The 15651-nt window shown below is 43.6% G+C and carries 16 protein-coding genes and 2 pseudogenes; 17 read left to right on the forward strand and 1 reads right to left on the reverse strand.

Going from position 1 to position 15651, the window contains the following annotated elements; all coding sequences use genetic code 11:
- Positions 1-162: 162 nt before the first annotated feature.
- From codY to FKX92_RS09430, 11 genes and pseudogenes are all read left to right on the forward strand, one after another.
- Positions 163-951: a GTP-sensing pleiotropic transcriptional regulator CodY gene (codY, locus tag FKX92_RS09380; RefSeq protein ID WP_002896308.1), complete on the forward strand. Its 789-nt coding sequence runs from the start codon at positions 163-165 to the stop codon at positions 949-951.
- On the forward strand, positions 951-1508 hold the full coding sequence (locus tag FKX92_RS09385) for a cysteine hydrolase family protein (RefSeq protein WP_002925676.1): 558 nt from the start codon (positions 951-953) through the stop codon (positions 1506-1508). The genes codY and FKX92_RS09385 overlap by 1 nt, the downstream gene beginning before the upstream one ends.
- A gap of 312 nt (positions 1509-1820) precedes the next feature.
- Positions 1821-3557 (forward strand): aspartate--tRNA ligase, encoded by a 1737-nt coding sequence (gene aspS, locus FKX92_RS09390; protein WP_149566153.1) that lies wholly within the window; start codon positions 1821-1823, stop codon positions 3555-3557.
- 203 nt (positions 3558-3760) lie between these two features.
- Complete coding sequence (gene gatC, locus FKX92_RS09395; protein WP_002896305.1) at positions 3761-4063, forward strand: Asp-tRNA(Asn)/Glu-tRNA(Gln) amidotransferase subunit GatC; 303 nt, start codon at positions 3761-3763, stop codon at positions 4061-4063.
- A complete protein-coding gene (gene gatA, locus FKX92_RS09400; RefSeq protein ID WP_149566154.1) occupies positions 4063-5529 on the forward strand; it encodes an Asp-tRNA(Asn)/Glu-tRNA(Gln) amidotransferase subunit GatA in 1467 nt (488 codons plus the stop codon). Before gatC ends, gatA begins: the two co-directional genes overlap by 1 nt.
- A complete protein-coding gene (gene gatB, locus FKX92_RS09405; protein ID WP_149566155.1) occupies positions 5529-6962 on the forward strand; it encodes an Asp-tRNA(Asn)/Glu-tRNA(Gln) amidotransferase subunit GatB in 1434 nt (477 codons plus the stop codon). The genes gatA and gatB overlap by 1 nt, the downstream gene beginning before the upstream one ends.
- Positions 6963-7107: 145 nt before the next feature.
- Positions 7108-7938, forward strand: a complete 831-nt coding sequence (locus FKX92_RS09410) for a GIY-YIG nuclease family protein (RefSeq protein ID WP_149566156.1) — start codon at positions 7108-7110, stop codon at positions 7936-7938.
- 522 nt (positions 7939-8460) lie between these two features.
- A pseudogene (locus FKX92_RS12180) lies at positions 8461-8991 on the forward strand (PASTA domain-containing protein); the annotation flags it as partial.
- Between the two features lie 81 nt (positions 8992-9072).
- Complete coding sequence (locus FKX92_RS09420) at positions 9073-9429, forward strand: hypothetical protein (protein ID WP_002898121.1); 357 nt, start codon at positions 9073-9075, stop codon at positions 9427-9429.
- Positions 9430-9550: 121 nt separating this feature from the next.
- Positions 9551-10597, forward strand: coding sequence for a 2,3-butanediol dehydrogenase (locus FKX92_RS09425; protein ID WP_149566158.1), 1047 nt, complete (start codon positions 9551-9553; stop codon positions 10595-10597).
- A gap of 106 nt (positions 10598-10703) precedes the next feature.
- Positions 10704-10951, forward strand: a pseudogene (locus FKX92_RS09430) (EamA family transporter); the annotation flags it as partial.
- A 123-nt stretch (positions 10952-11074) separates the two neighbouring features.
- Here FKX92_RS09430 and FKX92_RS09435 read toward each other — a convergent pair.
- A complete protein-coding gene (locus tag FKX92_RS09435; RefSeq protein WP_149566159.1) occupies positions 11075-11701 on the reverse strand; it encodes a TVP38/TMEM64 family protein in 627 nt (208 codons plus the stop codon).
- Between the two features lie 134 nt (positions 11702-11835).
- Here FKX92_RS09435 and FKX92_RS09440 point away from each other — a divergent pair, with 134 nt between their 5' ends.
- From FKX92_RS09440 to FKX92_RS09465, 6 genes are all read left to right on the forward strand, one after another.
- Positions 11836-12363 carry a YqeG family HAD IIIA-type phosphatase gene (locus tag FKX92_RS09440; protein WP_005592391.1) on the forward strand — a complete coding sequence of 176 codons (528 nt, stop codon included), beginning with the start codon at positions 11836-11838 and terminating at the stop codon, positions 12361-12363.
- 2 nt (positions 12364-12365) lie between these two features.
- Positions 12366-13472, forward strand: a complete 1107-nt coding sequence (yqeH, locus tag FKX92_RS09445) for a ribosome biogenesis GTPase YqeH (protein ID WP_149566160.1) — start codon at positions 12366-12368, stop codon at positions 13470-13472.
- A 106-nt stretch (positions 13473-13578) separates the two neighbouring features.
- On the forward strand, positions 13579-13890 hold the full coding sequence (yhbY, locus tag FKX92_RS09450) for a ribosome assembly RNA-binding protein YhbY (RefSeq protein ID WP_125330663.1): 312 nt from the start codon (positions 13579-13581) through the stop codon (positions 13888-13890).
- Positions 13891-13918: 28 nt separating this feature from the next.
- Positions 13919-14551 (forward strand): nicotinate-nucleotide adenylyltransferase, encoded by a 633-nt coding sequence (locus FKX92_RS09455; RefSeq protein WP_149566161.1) that lies wholly within the window; start codon positions 13919-13921, stop codon positions 14549-14551.
- Positions 14548-15147: a bis(5'-nucleosyl)-tetraphosphatase (symmetrical) YqeK gene (gene yqeK, locus FKX92_RS09460; protein ID WP_149566162.1), complete on the forward strand. Its 600-nt coding sequence runs from the start codon at positions 14548-14550 to the stop codon at positions 15145-15147. Before FKX92_RS09455 ends, yqeK begins: the two co-directional genes overlap by 4 nt.
- Positions 15144-15647 (forward strand): cysteine hydrolase family protein, encoded by a 504-nt coding sequence (locus FKX92_RS09465; RefSeq protein ID WP_149566163.1) that lies wholly within the window; start codon positions 15144-15146, stop codon positions 15645-15647. Before yqeK ends, FKX92_RS09465 begins: the two co-directional genes overlap by 4 nt.
- Positions 15648-15651 lie beyond the last annotated feature (4 nt).

Raw genomic sequence — 15651 nt, forward strand, 5'->3', positions numbered from 1 at the left:
GTTTTTTGTTTAATATAACTTGACATATCAAGACATATACCTGAAAAATTCTTTATTTTATAGAATTGTATGTAATTGTTTTTCAATAAAAAATTTTCAGATAATTATTGAAATTTCACTGCTTTTATGTTACAATGAAGCTAATAAATATGAGGTAAAAATATGGCCGATTTACTAGAAAAAACACGAAAAATTACGTCTATTCTGAAGCGCTCGGAAGAGCAGATGCAGGAAGATTTGCCCTATAATGCTATTACGCGTCAGTTAGCTGATATTATCCACTGCAATGCCTGCATTATCAATAGCAAGGGACGTCTACTAGGCTATTTCATGCGCTATAAGACCAATAATGACCGTGTAGAAGCTTTTTTCCAAGATAAGAATTTCCCAGAGGAGTATGTCCAAGAAGCCAATCTGGTTTATGAAACGGAGGCTAATCTGCCAGTTACGCATGATTTGACGATTTTTCCGGTAGAGACCAAGGATGATTTTCCAGATGGCCTGACTACTATTGCTCCCATCCATGTTTCAGGGATTCGTTTGGGCTCATTGATTATCTGGCGCAATGACAAGGAATTTGCGGACGATGATCTGATTTTGGTTGAGATTGCCAGCACAGTGGTTGGTATCCAGCTGCTTAACTTCCAGCGGGAAGAGGATGAGAAAAATATCCGCCGCCGGACAGCAGTGACCATGGCAGTCAATACCCTGTCTTACTCAGAACTGAGAGCTGTTTCAGCAATTTTGGGCGAGCTCAATGGCAATGAAGGCCAGCTGACTGCATCTGTTATTGCTGATCGCATTGGGATTACCCGTTCAGTGATTGTTAATGCCTTGCGCAAGCTGGAAAGTGCTGGGATTATTGAAAGCCGCTCGCTGGGGATGAAAGGAACTTATTTGAAAGTTCTTATTCCGGATGTCTTTGATGAAATTAAAAAGAGGGACTATTAATGGCTAAAGCACTGATTTCCATTGATTATACAGTTGATTTTGTCGCAGATGAGGGCAAGTTGACAGCAGGAGCGCCAGCTCAGGCAATTTCTGAAGCCATTGCTCAAGTGACGGAGGCAGCTTTTGACAGAGGAGATTATATCTTCTTTGCTATTGATGCCCATGATGAGAATGATGCCTTTCATCCTGAGAGCAAATTGTTTCCGCCTCATAACATCAAAGGAACTAGCGGTCGCAATCTTTATGGCCCTTTGGCTGATTTTTATGACAAGCATCAAGCAGACTCTCGGGTCTTTTGGATGGATAAGCGCCATTATTCTGCCTTTTCCGGTACGGATTTAGATATTCGATTGCGGGAAAGAAAGGTAGATACGGTCATTTTGACTGGAGTCTTGACGGATATTTGTGTCTTGCATACAGCGATTGATGCCTATAATCTTGGTTATCAGATTCAGGTGGTAGAACCGGCTGTGGCTTCTCTGTCAGAGGAAAATCACAAATTTGCCTTAAACCACTTGCAAAATGTTCTGGGTTCGACTATAATAGATACAATTTAAAAGTAAAAGAGAAGCAGAGTAGGCTTGCTGACTTGCACAGAGAGTGCTGATAGCTGAGAGCAGCACCAAGAAAGCAAAAAACCGAAGAACATGTTTCGTAATCTTTTGTGTGATTAAGCACAAACGTCGCTCACGTTACGAGTTCAGAGGCTGCCTTTTAAGGCGGCGAATAACAGTGGTACCACGGCTTTCGTCTGTTTCAGAGACGGAAGCTTTTTATTTTGCAGTAGGACAAGTGAAGACAATAGAAGAATGCTTCAAATATTCTTAACAGCAGGGCGGAGCTACTAATTGATTTGAAAGGGAAAGAACATGAAAGAAATTTTTATCGGGAACTATGGTTTAGAGCAGGTCGGACAGACCATGACCGCAACTGGCTGGGTGGCCAATATCCGCAATCACGGCAAACTAGCCTTTATTGAATTGCGGGATCGCGAGGGCTTACTTCAGGTCTTCGTTGGCGGTGAGATTAAAGATTTTGCTAAGCTGGAAGACATTGGCAAAGAGGATGTTATTGCAGTGACGGGGCAAGTGGTTCAGCGAGAAGAGCGCTTTGTCAATAAGTCCATCAAGTCTGGTCAGGTTGAGCTGAGAGCTGAGAAAATTGAAGTCATTGCTAGCAGCAAGGCATTGCCTTTTGAGCTAGATCAGCATGCCCATACAGGGGAAGACCTGCGTCAGAAATACCGCTACCTGGACTTGCGCCGTGAGAAGATGACACATAACCTCAAACTACGTCACCAGGTCACCTCAACCATTCGGGAATATTTGAACAGTTTGGACTTTTTGGAAGTGGAGACGCCTTATCTGACCAAGTCAACTCCTGAAGGGGCTAGAGACTTCTTGGTGCCTAGTCGGGTCTTTAAAAATCAATTCTATGCGCTGCCTCAGAGCCCGCAGATGCTCAAGCAGTTACTGATGGGAGCTGGTCTCGAGCGCTATTATCAGATTGTTCGTTGCTTCCGTGACGAAGATCTGCGGGGCGATCGCCAGCCAGAGTTTACCCAGGTGGACTTAGAGCTGAGTTTTGCCAGCGAAGAAGAAATCCGAGCTCTGGTTGAAGCTATGCTCAAGGCTGTCGTCAAGAAAACTCATGGTTTAGAGTTGACAGAAGATTTTCCAACTATCAGCTATGAAGAGGCTATGAGCCGCTTTGGTTCTGATAAGCCAGATACACGCTTTGGTTTAGAGTTGAAGAATCTGACGGATTTGTGCCAGTCCAATGACTCTCTTCTCATCAAGAAAGCCTTGGATAATCAAGAGGAAGTGATGGGAATCTGTATTCCAGATGCGGCTAGTGCTTTTAGCAAGAAACAGCTGAGTCACTACTATCAGGAAATGAAGGAATTTGGCTGCAGTCGTTTCGCCAGTCTAAAGGTTGAAAATGGCCAGTTAGTTGGAGATTTGGCTAGCACCTTTGAGGCTGAGAGTCAGGAGTTGCTGGCACGTTTTGAGGCCAAAGATGGAGACCTCGTTCTGCTAGTCATGGCTAAGAAGCGTCGGGCTCAGGAAGCTTTGGGACATCTGCGCATAGAAGTCGCAAAAGCTTTGGATTTGATTGACCCGAGTTTGCTTCATTTTCTCTGGGTTGTGGATTGGCCGCTGCTGGAGTGGAATGAAGACCAAAACCGCTATCAAGCCATGCACCATCCTTTCACACAGGGCATTTTTGAAGAAGGTCAGGAGCCATGTCAATTCCGTAGTCACGCTTACGACATCGTCTTGAATGGCTATGAGATTGGCGGTGGGAGTCTGCGGATTCATGGCCGGAAGGCTCAGGAAGCTATGTTTGAGCTTTTAGGCATGAGCCGAGAAGACTATGAACGGGACTTTGGTTTCTTCCTGGAAGCCTTAGAATACGGCTTCCCACCACACGGCGGCTTGGCTCTGGGCTTAGATCGCTTGGTTATGATTTTGGCTGGGGAAGAAAATATCCGGCAAGTCATCGCCTTTCCGAAAAATGGTACTGGCTTTGACCCTATGCTGGAAAGTCCGAGTTTGGTAGACCAAAGACAGCTCAAAGAACTGCATTTGGAATTGAAGAATTAGCCTGAAATATGGTAAAATGAAATGATGCGAATTCCTGAAGAATGGCAGGAAGAAGCTGAAGAAAAGAGCTAGCGGATGGTAAATAAATCAGCGTCCCTGGCTTGTCAAAGTAAAGGTGAGCTGAAGCTTGGAAATAAAGATATCATCTAGAAATTGTTATTTTTAGTCGCTAAAGCTCACATATCTTATGAAAGGAATCAGAGATGAAGATTACTCAAGAAGAAGTAAGTCACGTTGCTAAGCTGTCAAAACTGGCTTTTTCACCAGAAGAAACGGCTGAGTTTGCGACGACCTTAACCAAGATTGTCGACATGGTCGAATTGCTCAATGAAGTGGACACGGAAGGAGTGCCTTTCACTTCTAATGTAGCTGCCAATATCAACTATATGCGAGAAGATGTGGCTCAGCCAGGCTGGAACCGGGAAGAGCTTTTCCAAAATGTACCTGAAAAAGAGCGGGGCTACATCAAAGTGCCTGCCATCCTAGATGACGGAGGAGATGCCTAATGACTTTTAATCACAAGACCATTGAAGAACTGCACGACTTGCTGGTCAAGAAAGAAATTTCTGCAGTAGAGTTAACTCAGGCAACTTTAGCGGACATCAAAGAACGTGAAGCGGCTGTGGATAGCTTCATTACTGTCAGCGAAGAGGAGGCTTTAGCTCAGGCTGCGGCTCTAGACGCCAAGGGCATTGATGCGGACAATCTTATGAGCGGAATTCCGCTGGCAGTCAAGGATAATATCTCAACCAAGGGAATCTTGACGACGGCTGCCTCCAAGATACTCTACAATTACAAACCGATTTTCGATGCGACCAGCGTGGAGAAGCTTTACGGTAAGGACATGATTATCGTCGGGAAGACCAACATGGACGAGTTCGCCATGGGTGGATCCAGTGAAAATTCTTACTTTAAGACGACTAAGAATGCTTGGGACAGCAGCAAGGTTCCTGGTGGATCATCAGGTGGTTCAGCGACAGCTGTTGCCTCTGGTCAGGTTCGTCTGTCACTGGGTTCAGATACGGGTGGTTCTATTCGCCAGCCGGCTTCCTTTAACGGTGTGGTTGGTCTTAAGCCAACCTACGGTCGGGTTTCGCGTTTTGGTCTCATTGCTTTTGGTTCGTCTTTAGACCAGATAGGGCCTTTCTCTCAGACAGTTAAGGAAAATGCACAGCTTCTGAATGTTATTTCTGGTAATGATCCTAAGGACTCTACATCATCACAAGAAGCAGTGCCAGACTTTACCAGCAAGATTGGCCAAGACATCAAGGGGATGAAGATTGCCCTGCCTAAGGAATACATGGGTGAGGGAATTGACAGCAAGGTCAAGGAAACGATTCTGGCAGCGGCGAAGCACTTGGAAAGTCTAGGAGCCATCGTTGAAGAAGTTAGCCTGCCCCACAGCAAGTACGGCGTGGCTGTTTACTATATCATTGCTTCTTCTGAAGCTAGTTCTAACCTGCAGTGTTTTGATGGCATTCGCTATGGCTACCGCGCAGAAGGCATTGAAAATCTAGAAGATGTCTATGTCAAATCTCGCAGCGAAGGCTTTGGTGAAGAGGTGAAACGCCGCATCATGCTGGGAACTTTCAGCCTGTCATCTGGTTACTACGATGCCTACTTCAAGAAAGCTGGTCAGGTTCGGACCTTGATTATGCAAGATTTTGCTAAGGTTTTTGAAAAATACGACTTGATCTTAGGCCCAACTGCACCAACTGTAGCTTATGACTTGGGCAGTCAAAACCAAGATCCAGTGGCTATGTATCTGGCTGACCTTTTGACCATTCCAGTCAATCTGGCTGGCCTGCCGGGCATTTCAATCCCAGCTGGCTTTGCAGATGGTCTTCCTGTCGGCTTGCAACTGATTGGTAACCACTTTGATGAAGAGACCATCTATCAGGCAGCCGCAGCATTTGAAGCAACGACTGACTACCACAAACAGCAGCCAGTTATCTTTGGAGGTGAAAAATAATGAACTTTGAAACAGTTATCGGACTGGAAGTCCATGTTGAATTGAAGACCAATTCAAAAATTTTCTCACCGGCTCCAGCTCACTTCGGTGAAGATCCCAATGCCAACACCAATATCATTGACTGGTCTTTCCCTGGTGTTCTGCCTGTTATGAATAAGGGTGTCATTGACTACGGTATCAAGGCTGCTCTGGCTTTGAACATGGACATTCACCAAAAAATGCACTTTGACCGCAAGAATTACTTCTATCCGGACAATCCAAAAGCTTATCAAATTTCTCAGTTTGATGAGCCGATTGGCTACAATGGTTGGATTGAGATTGAGCTAGAAGACGGCACGACCAAGAAAATCCGTATCGAGCGGGCCCACTTGGAAGAAGATGCCGGAAAGAATACCCACGGCAGTGACGGCTACTCTTATGTGGACCTCAACCGCCAAGGGGTGCCGCTGATTGAGATTGTATCAGAAGCGGATATGCGCAGTCCAGAAGAAGCTTATGCCTATCTGACTGCCCTCAAGGAAATCATCCAGTACACGGGCATTTCGGATGTCAAGATGGAAGAGGGTTCCATGCGGGTGGATGCCAATATTTCCATCCGTCCTTTCGGTCAGGAAGAGTTTGGTACCAAGACTGAGCTGAAAAACCTCAACTCCTTCAACTTTGTCCGCAAGGGTCTGGCATTTGAGGAAAAGCGCCAAGCTGAAATCCTACGCAGCGGTGGTCAAATCCGTCAGGAAACCCGTCGTTATGATGAAGCAACTGGCGAAACCCTGCTCATGAGGGTCAAGGAAGGCTCAGCGGACTACCGTTACTTCCCAGAGCCTGATCTGCCTATCTTTGAGATTGAAGATGCTTGGATTGAGCAAGTACGCAGCAGTCTGCCTGCTTTTCCAAAAGAGCGCCGGGCTAAGTATGTGGGAGACTACGGTCTGTCTGATTACGATGCCAAGCAGTTGACAGCGACCAAGGCTGTGTCAGACTTCTTTGAAGCAGCTCTTGCAGCAGGCGGTGACGCCAAGGCTGTCTCTAACTGGCTTCAAGGGGAAGTGGCTCAATACCTCAATGCCGAAGGCAAGACCATCTCTGAGATTGAGCTAACACCTGAGAACCTGACTGAGATGATTGCTCTGATTGCAGATGGCACGATTTCCTCTAAGATTGCCAAGAAGGTTTTTGTCCATCTGGCTAAAAACGGTGGCTCTGCTAAAGAGTATGTGCAAAAAGCAGGCCTGATCCAAATCTCAGACCCTGCCCAGCTTCTACCTATTATCCAGCAAGTCTTTGCGGATAATGAAAAAGCTATCAATGACTATAAGGGCGGAAACAAGAATGCGGCCAAGTCCCTGATTGGCCAGCTCATGAAGGCTACTAAGGGCCAAGCCAACCCACAAGTAGCACAAAAACTGCTCAATGAAGAGTTGGAGAAATTATAGAAATAAGTAGAAAACCAGTCGTGAGGCTGGTTTTTTATGTAGAAATCTAAAAAATTCAACTGTATAAAGCGTTGACCAAGTGACAACTTTGGATTATAATTAAGGAGAAAACACAAATAAAATTGTCTTTTTAGAGAGGGAGATCATGGAAGGAAAAATTTTGTTGAAGGATATTCTAGATTTCGATGATAAAGAAATCTCAAGAGTTAAAATAAAGTTTAATAATTGGACAGGGGAGAATCCAGTTGAAACTTATTTAAGAGAGCCAGAATTATTAAATAGTTTCAATTTATTTTGGAGAAACCAAAGACGATATTATAATATAGATGACATTGCAGTTAATCTTGTTCAAATGAGTTATGATACTTGGCTTTTGACAACTATAAAAGAAGTCACTAAAGAATTGGATGTTACATTTGGTCAAAATTATGAAGGAAGAGAGTTAATTAAATATTCTGGTTTATATGGACGTTTGATTGTTCGTTGCAAAAGGCCTAGTAGAGCACCTGTGTTTCATTTCAAAAATATCGTGGAAAAAATAGAAGTATTTCAAATTTTGCCGGATGTATATGGAGGTGATGATTTTCCTGGTTATGATAATATAAGTTTGTCCTACCATCAATTAGAAACAATTTTACGATTTAAAAAGAAAGATTGGATTACTGCTCTTTCAAATCAGAAAGCAGTATACTTACTTACTGATAAACAGAATGGTAAATTATATGTTGGTTCTGCAACAGGAGATAACGGAATGTTGCTACAAAGATGGCAATCCTATATTGATAGCATACATGGAAATAATAAAGAGCTTAAGGAGCTCGTCTCTCATGAAGGAGTTGAATATATAAAAGAAAATTTTCAATACTCGGTTTTAGAGAATTATAATGGTAAAGTTGATGATTCATTTGTGTTGAAAAGAGAATCTTGGTGGAAGAATATTTTGAAGTCAAGAGAATTTGGCTATAATGCGAATTAGGATAAAAATAAAACGGGAGATATTATAATGGGAAGTTACAATAATTGGGAAAGAGACATGCGTGAACAGGAGAGAAACGCAGAATTAAAACGGCAAGGTGATCTTTTACAACAACAAACAAACCTCCAACACACTCAATTGATATTGCAAGAAAGACAGGCTGAAAAAGAAGAAGAGAGATTCTATGAAGATAGAATTCATCAGTTACGTGTCCTCATGGCACAAACAGATAATCCTGAGAAATTGGCGAAATTACAAAGGTTGCTTGATGATGCAGTTGAAGAATATAATGAAGTTGAAGCAAGAAATAGAAAAAAGGAGAGGTGGAGAAAAATTTACTTTCTAGTTCCTAGTGTAATAATGATATGTTTTGGAATTTATGCTTTTCTAGCTATACAGCATGACTCTTCTAAAAATAATCAAAATGGGAAATCACCATCATCTGTGTTGAAAAGTTCTTCATCAAAGAAGGATTCAAAAATAGACAAGACAAAAAATAATAGTGCTCCAAGTGTAACTAATCAAAAAACATTTACTATGGAGAACTATGTCGGTCAAGCAAAATCAGCCGTGGTTGAAAATCTGAAAACAAACTATAATGTTTCTGAGAAATTGATTGAGATTGTTGAGGAAGAATCGGACGAGTACGAGCCAGGTCAGGTGATTCGTCAGTCTCCGGCAGCTGGTTCGACCTATGATTTGACTTCTAACCATAAGATCAAGCTGACAGTGGCGAAAGAAGTGACTAGTGTGTCCATGCCTGACTTTGGCAGCATGCAGTACACCTACGCTAATGCACGGTCTTACTTGATCCAAATGGGAATTTCTTCTTCCCGAATTGAGCGAGTTGTTGACCGTTCGGTCACTTCGACTCAGGCAGACTTGGTAACTTCCCAGTCACCAGCGGCTGGTAAGACAATTGACCTCAAGTCTAATGAAAAGATCACTCTTTACGTGACAGAAGCAACGACACCATCATCTAGCAGTTCGAAAAATAGCTCATCATCTGATGATGAAATCTATTCAAGTAGTTCTAGTTCTTCCGACTATTGATATTTTGCTGTTTTATAATTCCCTTATTTGTAGTCTCAAGTTTTCTATGTTAAAATAATTAAAAAAATAAAGGAGTCTTTTATGTCGGAAATCAAAGTGAAACGTGGGACAGGTTTTGTAGGAATTATTGGAAAGTTTCCAATCTTTATCAATGATCAGAAAGTTGGCGCAATTAAGAATGGTGATGAGGCTGTCTTCCCTATTGAGGGGGAAGAAGCTGTTGTTCGTGTGGGAGCAGCTCCTATGAAAACCAAGCCAGTGACAGTTAAAGCAGGACAAACCTTGCTGATTGAAACAAATTTTACTAATTTTTCTATTTGTTTAGGAACTTTAGTGGTTGCTTTTCTATTTGGCGGATTGCTCCGTGCGATACTCTTGATTCTTTATATTGTTTTAATGTTTCTTTTTCCGTTTTACTCGGCTAGAATTGCAGAATAAGTCTAAGACCAGCTGATGCTGGTTTTTTGTATGCTATTTTTTGAAAATGTAGTTAATCTTTTGACAAGATTTCTGAAAGGGTTTACAATAAAGCTAACAAATTATAAAGCGAGGTATGTTTATGGCAAAAATGAATGCTGCGCGTTGGTATGGCGCTAAAGATGTCCGTATTGAAGAAGTGGATGTACCGGAAGTCCAACCGCATCAGGTCAAAATTTCGGTCAAGTATACAGGAATCTGTGGAACTGACTTGCATGAATATCTGGACGGACCGATTTTTATTCCGACAGAAACAGAGCACGTCTACTCTGGTCAGAAAGCGCCTGTAACTTTGGGACATGAGTTTGCTGGGGAAATTGTTGAGGTTGGCAGTGCTGTGACACGGGTCAAAGTTGGCGACCGAGTGACAGTTGAGCCCATTTTGGCTAAGCATAATCTTGTCGGTGATTACAATCTGGACCCTAATCTAAACTTTGTCGGTTTGGCGGCAGACGGAGGTTTTGCCAAATACTGTGTTTTGGACGGAGACATTGTTCACAAAGTTCCAGACAGCCTTAGCTATGAGCAGGCAGCCTTGACAGAACCTGCTGCTGTGGCTGTTTACGCGGTCCGTCAGTCAGCTCTTAAGACGGGCGATACAGCGGTTGTCTTCGGTTTGGGACCAATCGGGCTCTTGATTATTGAGGCTTTGCGGGCAGCCGGTGCCTCTAAGATTTATGGAGTTGAATTATCTCCAGAACGCCAAGCCAAGGCAGAGGAGCTTGGGGCGATTATTGTGCGACCAGAAGAAGGCGAAGACGTGGTGGCTGCTATTCATCGTTTAACTGGTGGCGGAGCAGATGTGTCTTATGAAGTGACTGGAGTGCCGGTTGTGCTGGGACAAGCTTTAGCTGCTGTTCACAAGGCTGGAGAATGTATGGTTGTTTCTATCTGGGAACGAGAAGCCAGCATCAACCCTAATGAATTTGCCATTCAAGAAAAATCACTCAAGGGTATTATCGCCTATCGGCATATTTTCCCTAAGGTGTTGGAACTGATGGAGCAGGGCTATTTCTCTGCTGATAAGCTTGTGACCAAGAAGATTAAGCTGGAGGATATTGTGCAAGAAGGCTTTATCGAGCTGACTCAGGACAAGGCGCAGATCAAGATTTTGGTGTCGCCAGAATAAATCTTTGCTTAATCATGAGATGAAAATCAGTCAAAACTGGCTGATTTTTCTTTATGATTTGTGCTGTAATAAGCAAAGATATAGAAAGATGTTTAGGATGTCAAAAGTTTTGAAAGGGAACATCTTTTCTTATATGGTCTTTTTAAGGGTACTTCCCTGATAGATCCTGTCAAATCCAGCCTTCTAGCTTTCATTGAGCCTATTTCAGCGGTCTTCTTTGCCTTTTTTCTGATGAATGAGCGTTTTTATGTCGTAGATCTGGTAGGGATTGCTATGATTTTAATAGCTGTTTCGCTTATTTCCCTTAAAGATTTATGGCTGCAAAAAAAGAAAAAGTCCTGCAGCCTCTCTTAGTTGAATCATTATATATAGGATACAAAAAAAGGATAAATAAAAAAGGAGTTGAACTTGAACCGCACCCCAAAAGTTAGACAGAAAAAATCTAACTTTTGGGGGTCAGTACAATTCAACTTCTTTTTATTTGGAGACCATTTTCCAGAAAAGATCAATGATATAGGTCAGTCCGTAGGTATAGATGACGAGAGTGATGGGCTTGCAAAGAAGGATAATCAGCATGTACTTTTTGAAAGTCATCTTGGTCAGGGCCGCCAGCATGCAGAGAAAGTCGGCTGGACTGATGGGCCAAATCATCATGAAAATAAAGAAGCGCTCAAAGCGATTGCCCTTATCCAGCCAGCTGATATATTTATCATAAGTACGCTTGCTGACGACAGACTGGACAAAAGCCGGACCGTAGGTGCGAGCTAGGTGAAATATAATGGCGCAGCCAATGACAATACCGATATAGTTATAAATGGTACCGACGATATGGCCGTAGATGAAAACACCAGCGACTGAAGTCAGGGCGCCAGGGATAATGGGCACGACCGTCTGTAGAATCTGCAGGAAGATAAAGAGTGGCGGTCCCCAGAAGCCAGCCTGTTGGATAAAGGCTGAGAGAGTTTCCTTGGACTGGAGAACACCTGCGAAATAGGCCCAAAGACAAAAGGCCACCGTTCCTAGAGCGCCAATAGCGGACGACCAGTTGATAATCTTTTGCAAAAGAGGGGAAACAGTCTGCATCTGCCTGTTTTTTTCTGCCATACAAACCTCCAGAACATTTATACTATCACCACTATAATATCATCTTTTTTCCTTTTTGTAACACTTGAGGCTGTAAGTGCCAAAAAGCCCATTTTATGCTATAATAATGAGAATACGAATTTTTGGAGAGAGATGTGGCGATTGAAGATTATATGCCGGACTTTGCGGTTGAGGCAGTTTACGATTTGACAGTAGAGAGTTTGAAAAGACAGGGGATCAAAGCGGTTTTGGTGGATTTGGATAATACCCTGATTGCTTGGAATAATCCTGATGGGACCCCAGAGATGAAGAAGTGGCTCCATGATTTGCGGGACGCGGGCATTCGGATTATCGTGGTGTCCAATAATAACCAAAAACGGGTCAAGCGGGCTGTTGAAAAGTTTGAAATTGACTATGTCTACTGGGCGATGAAACCCTTCACTTGGGGAATTGACCGGGCGCTCAAGCTTTTTCATTTTGAAAAAAATGAAGTGGTCATGGTAGGCGACCAGCTCATGACGGATATTCGGGCAGCACATCGGGCCGGAATTCGTTCGATTTTGGTTAAACCACTGGTCGAGCACGACTCTATCAAGACCCAGATCAATCGGGCGCGTGAACGCCGTGTGCTCAAAAAAATCACTGAAAAATACGGCCCAATTCAATATAAAAAAGGAATTTAAGCATGGAAGAACTTCTCTGTATCGGCTGCGGAGCCACTATTCAGACAGAAGATAAGGGCAAGCTAGGCTACACGCCTCAGTCAGCTCTAGAAAAAGGCTTGGAGACAGGCGAACTCTATTGTCAACGCTGTTTCCGCCTGCGCCATTATAATGAAATCAGCGATGTCCAGCTGACGGATGATGACTTTCTACGGCTTCTGCATGAGGTTGGAGATAGTGATGCCTTGGTCGTCAATGTTGTCGATATTTTTGACTTTAATGGATCGGTTATCCCTGGCCTGCCTCGCTTTGTTGCTGGAAACGATGTTCTCTTGGTCGGGAATAAAAAGGACATTCTGCCTAAGTCGGTCAAGGATAGCAAGGTGACCCAATGGCTGACGGAGCGCGCTCACGAAGAAGGCCTGCGTCCAGTCGATGTGGTCTTGACCTCTGCTCAGAACAAGCAGGCAATCAAGGACTTGATTGACAAGATTGAGCATTGCCGCAAGGGACGTGACGTTTATGTGGTTGGCGTGACTAATGTAGGCAAGTCCACTTTGATTAACGCCATTATTCAGGAAATCACGGGTGATAAGGATATTATTACGACTTCGCGCTTCCCGGGAACAACTCTGGATAAAATCGAGATTCCTTTGGCGGATGGCAGTCATATCTATGATACGCCGGGCATTATCCATCGTCACCAGATGGCTCACTATCTTTCTGCTAAGAATCTCAAATACATTAGTCCCAAAAAGGAAATCAAACCCAAAACCTACCAGCTCAATCCTGAGCAAACCCTCTTTTTGGGTGGTTTAGGCCGTTTCGATTTTGTGGCAGGAGACAAGCAAGGCTTCACAGCTTATTTTGATAATGAGCTTAAGCTCCACCGGACCAAGTTGCAAGGTGCTAGCGAATTTTATGACAAACATGTCGGCAGTCTCTTAGTGCCGCCAGTTGGCAAGGAAAAGGAAGAATTTCCAACCTTGGTCAAGCATGAATTTACCATCAAGGACAAGACAGACATCGTCTTCTCAGGTTTGGGCTGGATTCGCGTCAGTGGTCCTGCCCAAGTAGCTGGTTGGGCGCCAGAGGGTGTGGCGGTTGTCACTCGGAAAGCTATTATATAATACTCAAGAAACCAAGGGGAATAAATCTCCTTTAATAAGAAAGGAAAAGGCCATGAGCAGTGGGGGGACAAGCAGGTCCCAACTGTCTCAAGCCTTATAGAAGAACATGACACTAACATCAAAACAACGGGCCTTTCTCAACAGTCAGGCACATAGTCTCAAACCTATCATTCAGATTGGGAAAAATGGACTCAATGACCAAATCAAAACCAGCGTCCGTCAGGCACTGGACGCGCGAGAACTGATTAAGGTTACGCTCTTGCAGAATACGGATGAAAATATCCACGAGGTCGCAGAGATTTTGGAAGAAGAGATCGGAGTGGATACGGTGCAGAAGATTGGCCGGATCTTAATCCTCTACAAGCAGTCCAGCAAGAAGGAAAATCGCAAACTCTCTGTCAAAGTCAAGCAAGTTTAAGGAAAAATTTCTGTGGAGATGTCAGCCTATGGCTATTGAATTACTAACCCCCTTTACCAAGGTGGAATTAGAACCAGAAGTTAAAGATAAAAAACGCAAACAGATTGGCATTTTAGGTGGGAATTTCAACCCTGTCCACAATGCTCATTTGGTCGTGGCGGATCAGGTCCGGCAACAGTTAGGCTTGGATCAGGTCCTGCTCATGCCTGAGTACGAGCCACCCCATGTAGATAAGAAAGAGACCATTGATGAAAAGCATCGGCTGAAAATGCTGGAGCTAGCTATTGAGGGCATTGAAGGCTTAGGGATTGAAACCATTGAGCTGGAGCGCAAGGGAATTTCCTATACCTACGACACCATGAAGCTCCTGACTGAGCAGCATCCAGATACGGACTATTACTTTATCATCGGTGCGGATATGGTGGACTACCTGCCCAAGTGGTACCGGATTGATGAGCTGGTTGAACTGGTTCAGTTTGTTGGTGTTCAGCGGCCACGCTACAAGGCGGGGACTTCTTACCCCGTTATCTGGGTGGATGTGCCCCTTATGGATATTTCCTCCAGTATAGTGCGGGATTTCCTGTCTCAGGGACGGACCCCTAATTTCCTACTGCCTCAGCCAGTCTTAGACTATATCGAGAAAGAAGGGCTTTACCTATGACCTATGAAAGCTATATCAGCATGAGCCGTGAAGCTTTGCTGGCTAAGATGGAAACAGTCATGCCTGAGAAACGCCTGCGCCATTGTCTGGGTGTGGAAAAGGCTGCCCGTGAATTAGCGGATCGCTTCGGTCTTGATGTCGAAAAAGCAGGTCTGGCAGGACTTCTACACGATTATGCCAAAAAGGTTTCAGATGAGGAATTTCTGGCCTTGATTGACAAATACCAGCTGGATTCGGACTTGAAAAACTGGGGCAATAATGTCTGGCATGGCATGGTGGGTATTTACAAGATTCAGGAAGATTTAGGCATCGAAGATGCTGAGATACTGCGGGCCATTGAAATCCATACAGTGGGGAGTAGCACCATGTCTGAGCTGGACAAGGTGGTCTATGTCGCCGACTATATTGAACACAACCGGGACTTTCCAGGAGTGGACAAGGCCAGAGAGCTGGCTCAGCGGTCGCTCAATCAAGCTGTGGCCTATGAAACCGCAAGGACTGTGGAGCATTTGGCTCACAAAGGAATGCCCATCTATCCGCAGACCTTGGAGACTTACAATGCCTTTGTAGGGTATTTGAAGGAAATAGAAGAATGAAAACAGCTCTAATCATTATAGATGTGCAAAATATCTTAGTGGAAACAGGTTTTCAGTCTAATAAAATGATGGATAAAATTTCCTTTCTGCAGCATCAGGCTAGGAGTAAAGGTGTCGAAATTATCTATATTCAGCATATTGAAAATCCAGAAGACAGTGCATTGGAAGATTGGCAGCTGTCTCCTCTCTTGAATAGAAAGTCAGACGAAAAGGTCTTTCAGAAGAAGTATAATAGTATTTTTAAAGAGACAGGTTTGAAGGATTACTTGGATAAAGAAGATATTGGTCGTCTAGTTTTATGTGGAATGCAGACGGAATATTGTGTAGATGCATCAGTTAAAGTTGGATTTGAATTTGATTATAAACTTATCATTCCAGAAGGTGCTTTTACAACTTTTGATGGAGAAGAGGCTTCGGCAGAAAAAATAAATACTTTTTATCAAAAAATTTGGAACAGACGTTTTGCGGATGTTCTAGACTACAAAAACATTTTTAATTAAAGAG

It is taken from the genome of Streptococcus sanguinis (assembly GCF_008329445.1).
Taxonomy (GTDB): Bacteria; Bacillota; Bacilli; order Lactobacillales; family Streptococcaceae; genus Streptococcus; species Streptococcus sanguinis_O.

Coding starts and splice junctions, on each gene's coding strand:
- codY (WP_002896308.1), top strand. CDS start 163: ATGGCCGATTTACTAGAAAAAACACGAAAAATTACGTCTATTCTGAAG.
- FKX92_RS09385 (WP_002925676.1), top strand. CDS start 951: ATGGCTAAAGCACTGATTTCCATTGATTATACAGTTGATTTTGTCGCA.
- aspS (WP_149566153.1), top strand. CDS start 1,821: ATGAAAGAAATTTTTATCGGGAACTATGGTTTAGAGCAGGTCGGACAG.
- gatC (WP_002896305.1), top strand. CDS start 3,761: ATGAAGATTACTCAAGAAGAAGTAAGTCACGTTGCTAAGCTGTCAAAA.
- gatA (WP_149566154.1), top strand. CDS start 4,063: ATGACTTTTAATCACAAGACCATTGAAGAACTGCACGACTTGCTGGTC.
- gatB (WP_149566155.1), top strand. CDS start 5,529: ATGAACTTTGAAACAGTTATCGGACTGGAAGTCCATGTTGAATTGAAG.
- FKX92_RS09410 (WP_149566156.1), top strand. CDS start 7,108: ATGGAAGGAAAAATTTTGTTGAAGGATATTCTAGATTTCGATGATAAA.
- FKX92_RS09420 (WP_002898121.1), top strand. CDS start 9,073: ATGTCGGAAATCAAAGTGAAACGTGGGACAGGTTTTGTAGGAATTATT.
- FKX92_RS09425 (WP_149566158.1), top strand. CDS start 9,551: ATGGCAAAAATGAATGCTGCGCGTTGGTATGGCGCTAAAGATGTCCGT.
- FKX92_RS09435 (WP_149566159.1), bottom strand. CDS start 11,701: ATGGCAGAAAAAAACAGGCAGATGCAGACTGTTTCCCCTCTTTTGCAA.
- yqeH (WP_149566160.1), top strand. CDS start 12,366: ATGGAAGAACTTCTCTGTATCGGCTGCGGAGCCACTATTCAGACAGAA.
- yhbY (WP_125330663.1), top strand. CDS start 13,579: ATGACACTAACATCAAAACAACGGGCCTTTCTCAACAGTCAGGCACAT.
- FKX92_RS09455 (WP_149566161.1), top strand. CDS start 13,919: ATGGCTATTGAATTACTAACCCCCTTTACCAAGGTGGAATTAGAACCA.
- yqeK (WP_149566162.1), top strand. CDS start 14,548: ATGACCTATGAAAGCTATATCAGCATGAGCCGTGAAGCTTTGCTGGCT.
- FKX92_RS09465 (WP_149566163.1), top strand. CDS start 15,144: ATGAAAACAGCTCTAATCATTATAGATGTGCAAAATATCTTAGTGGAA.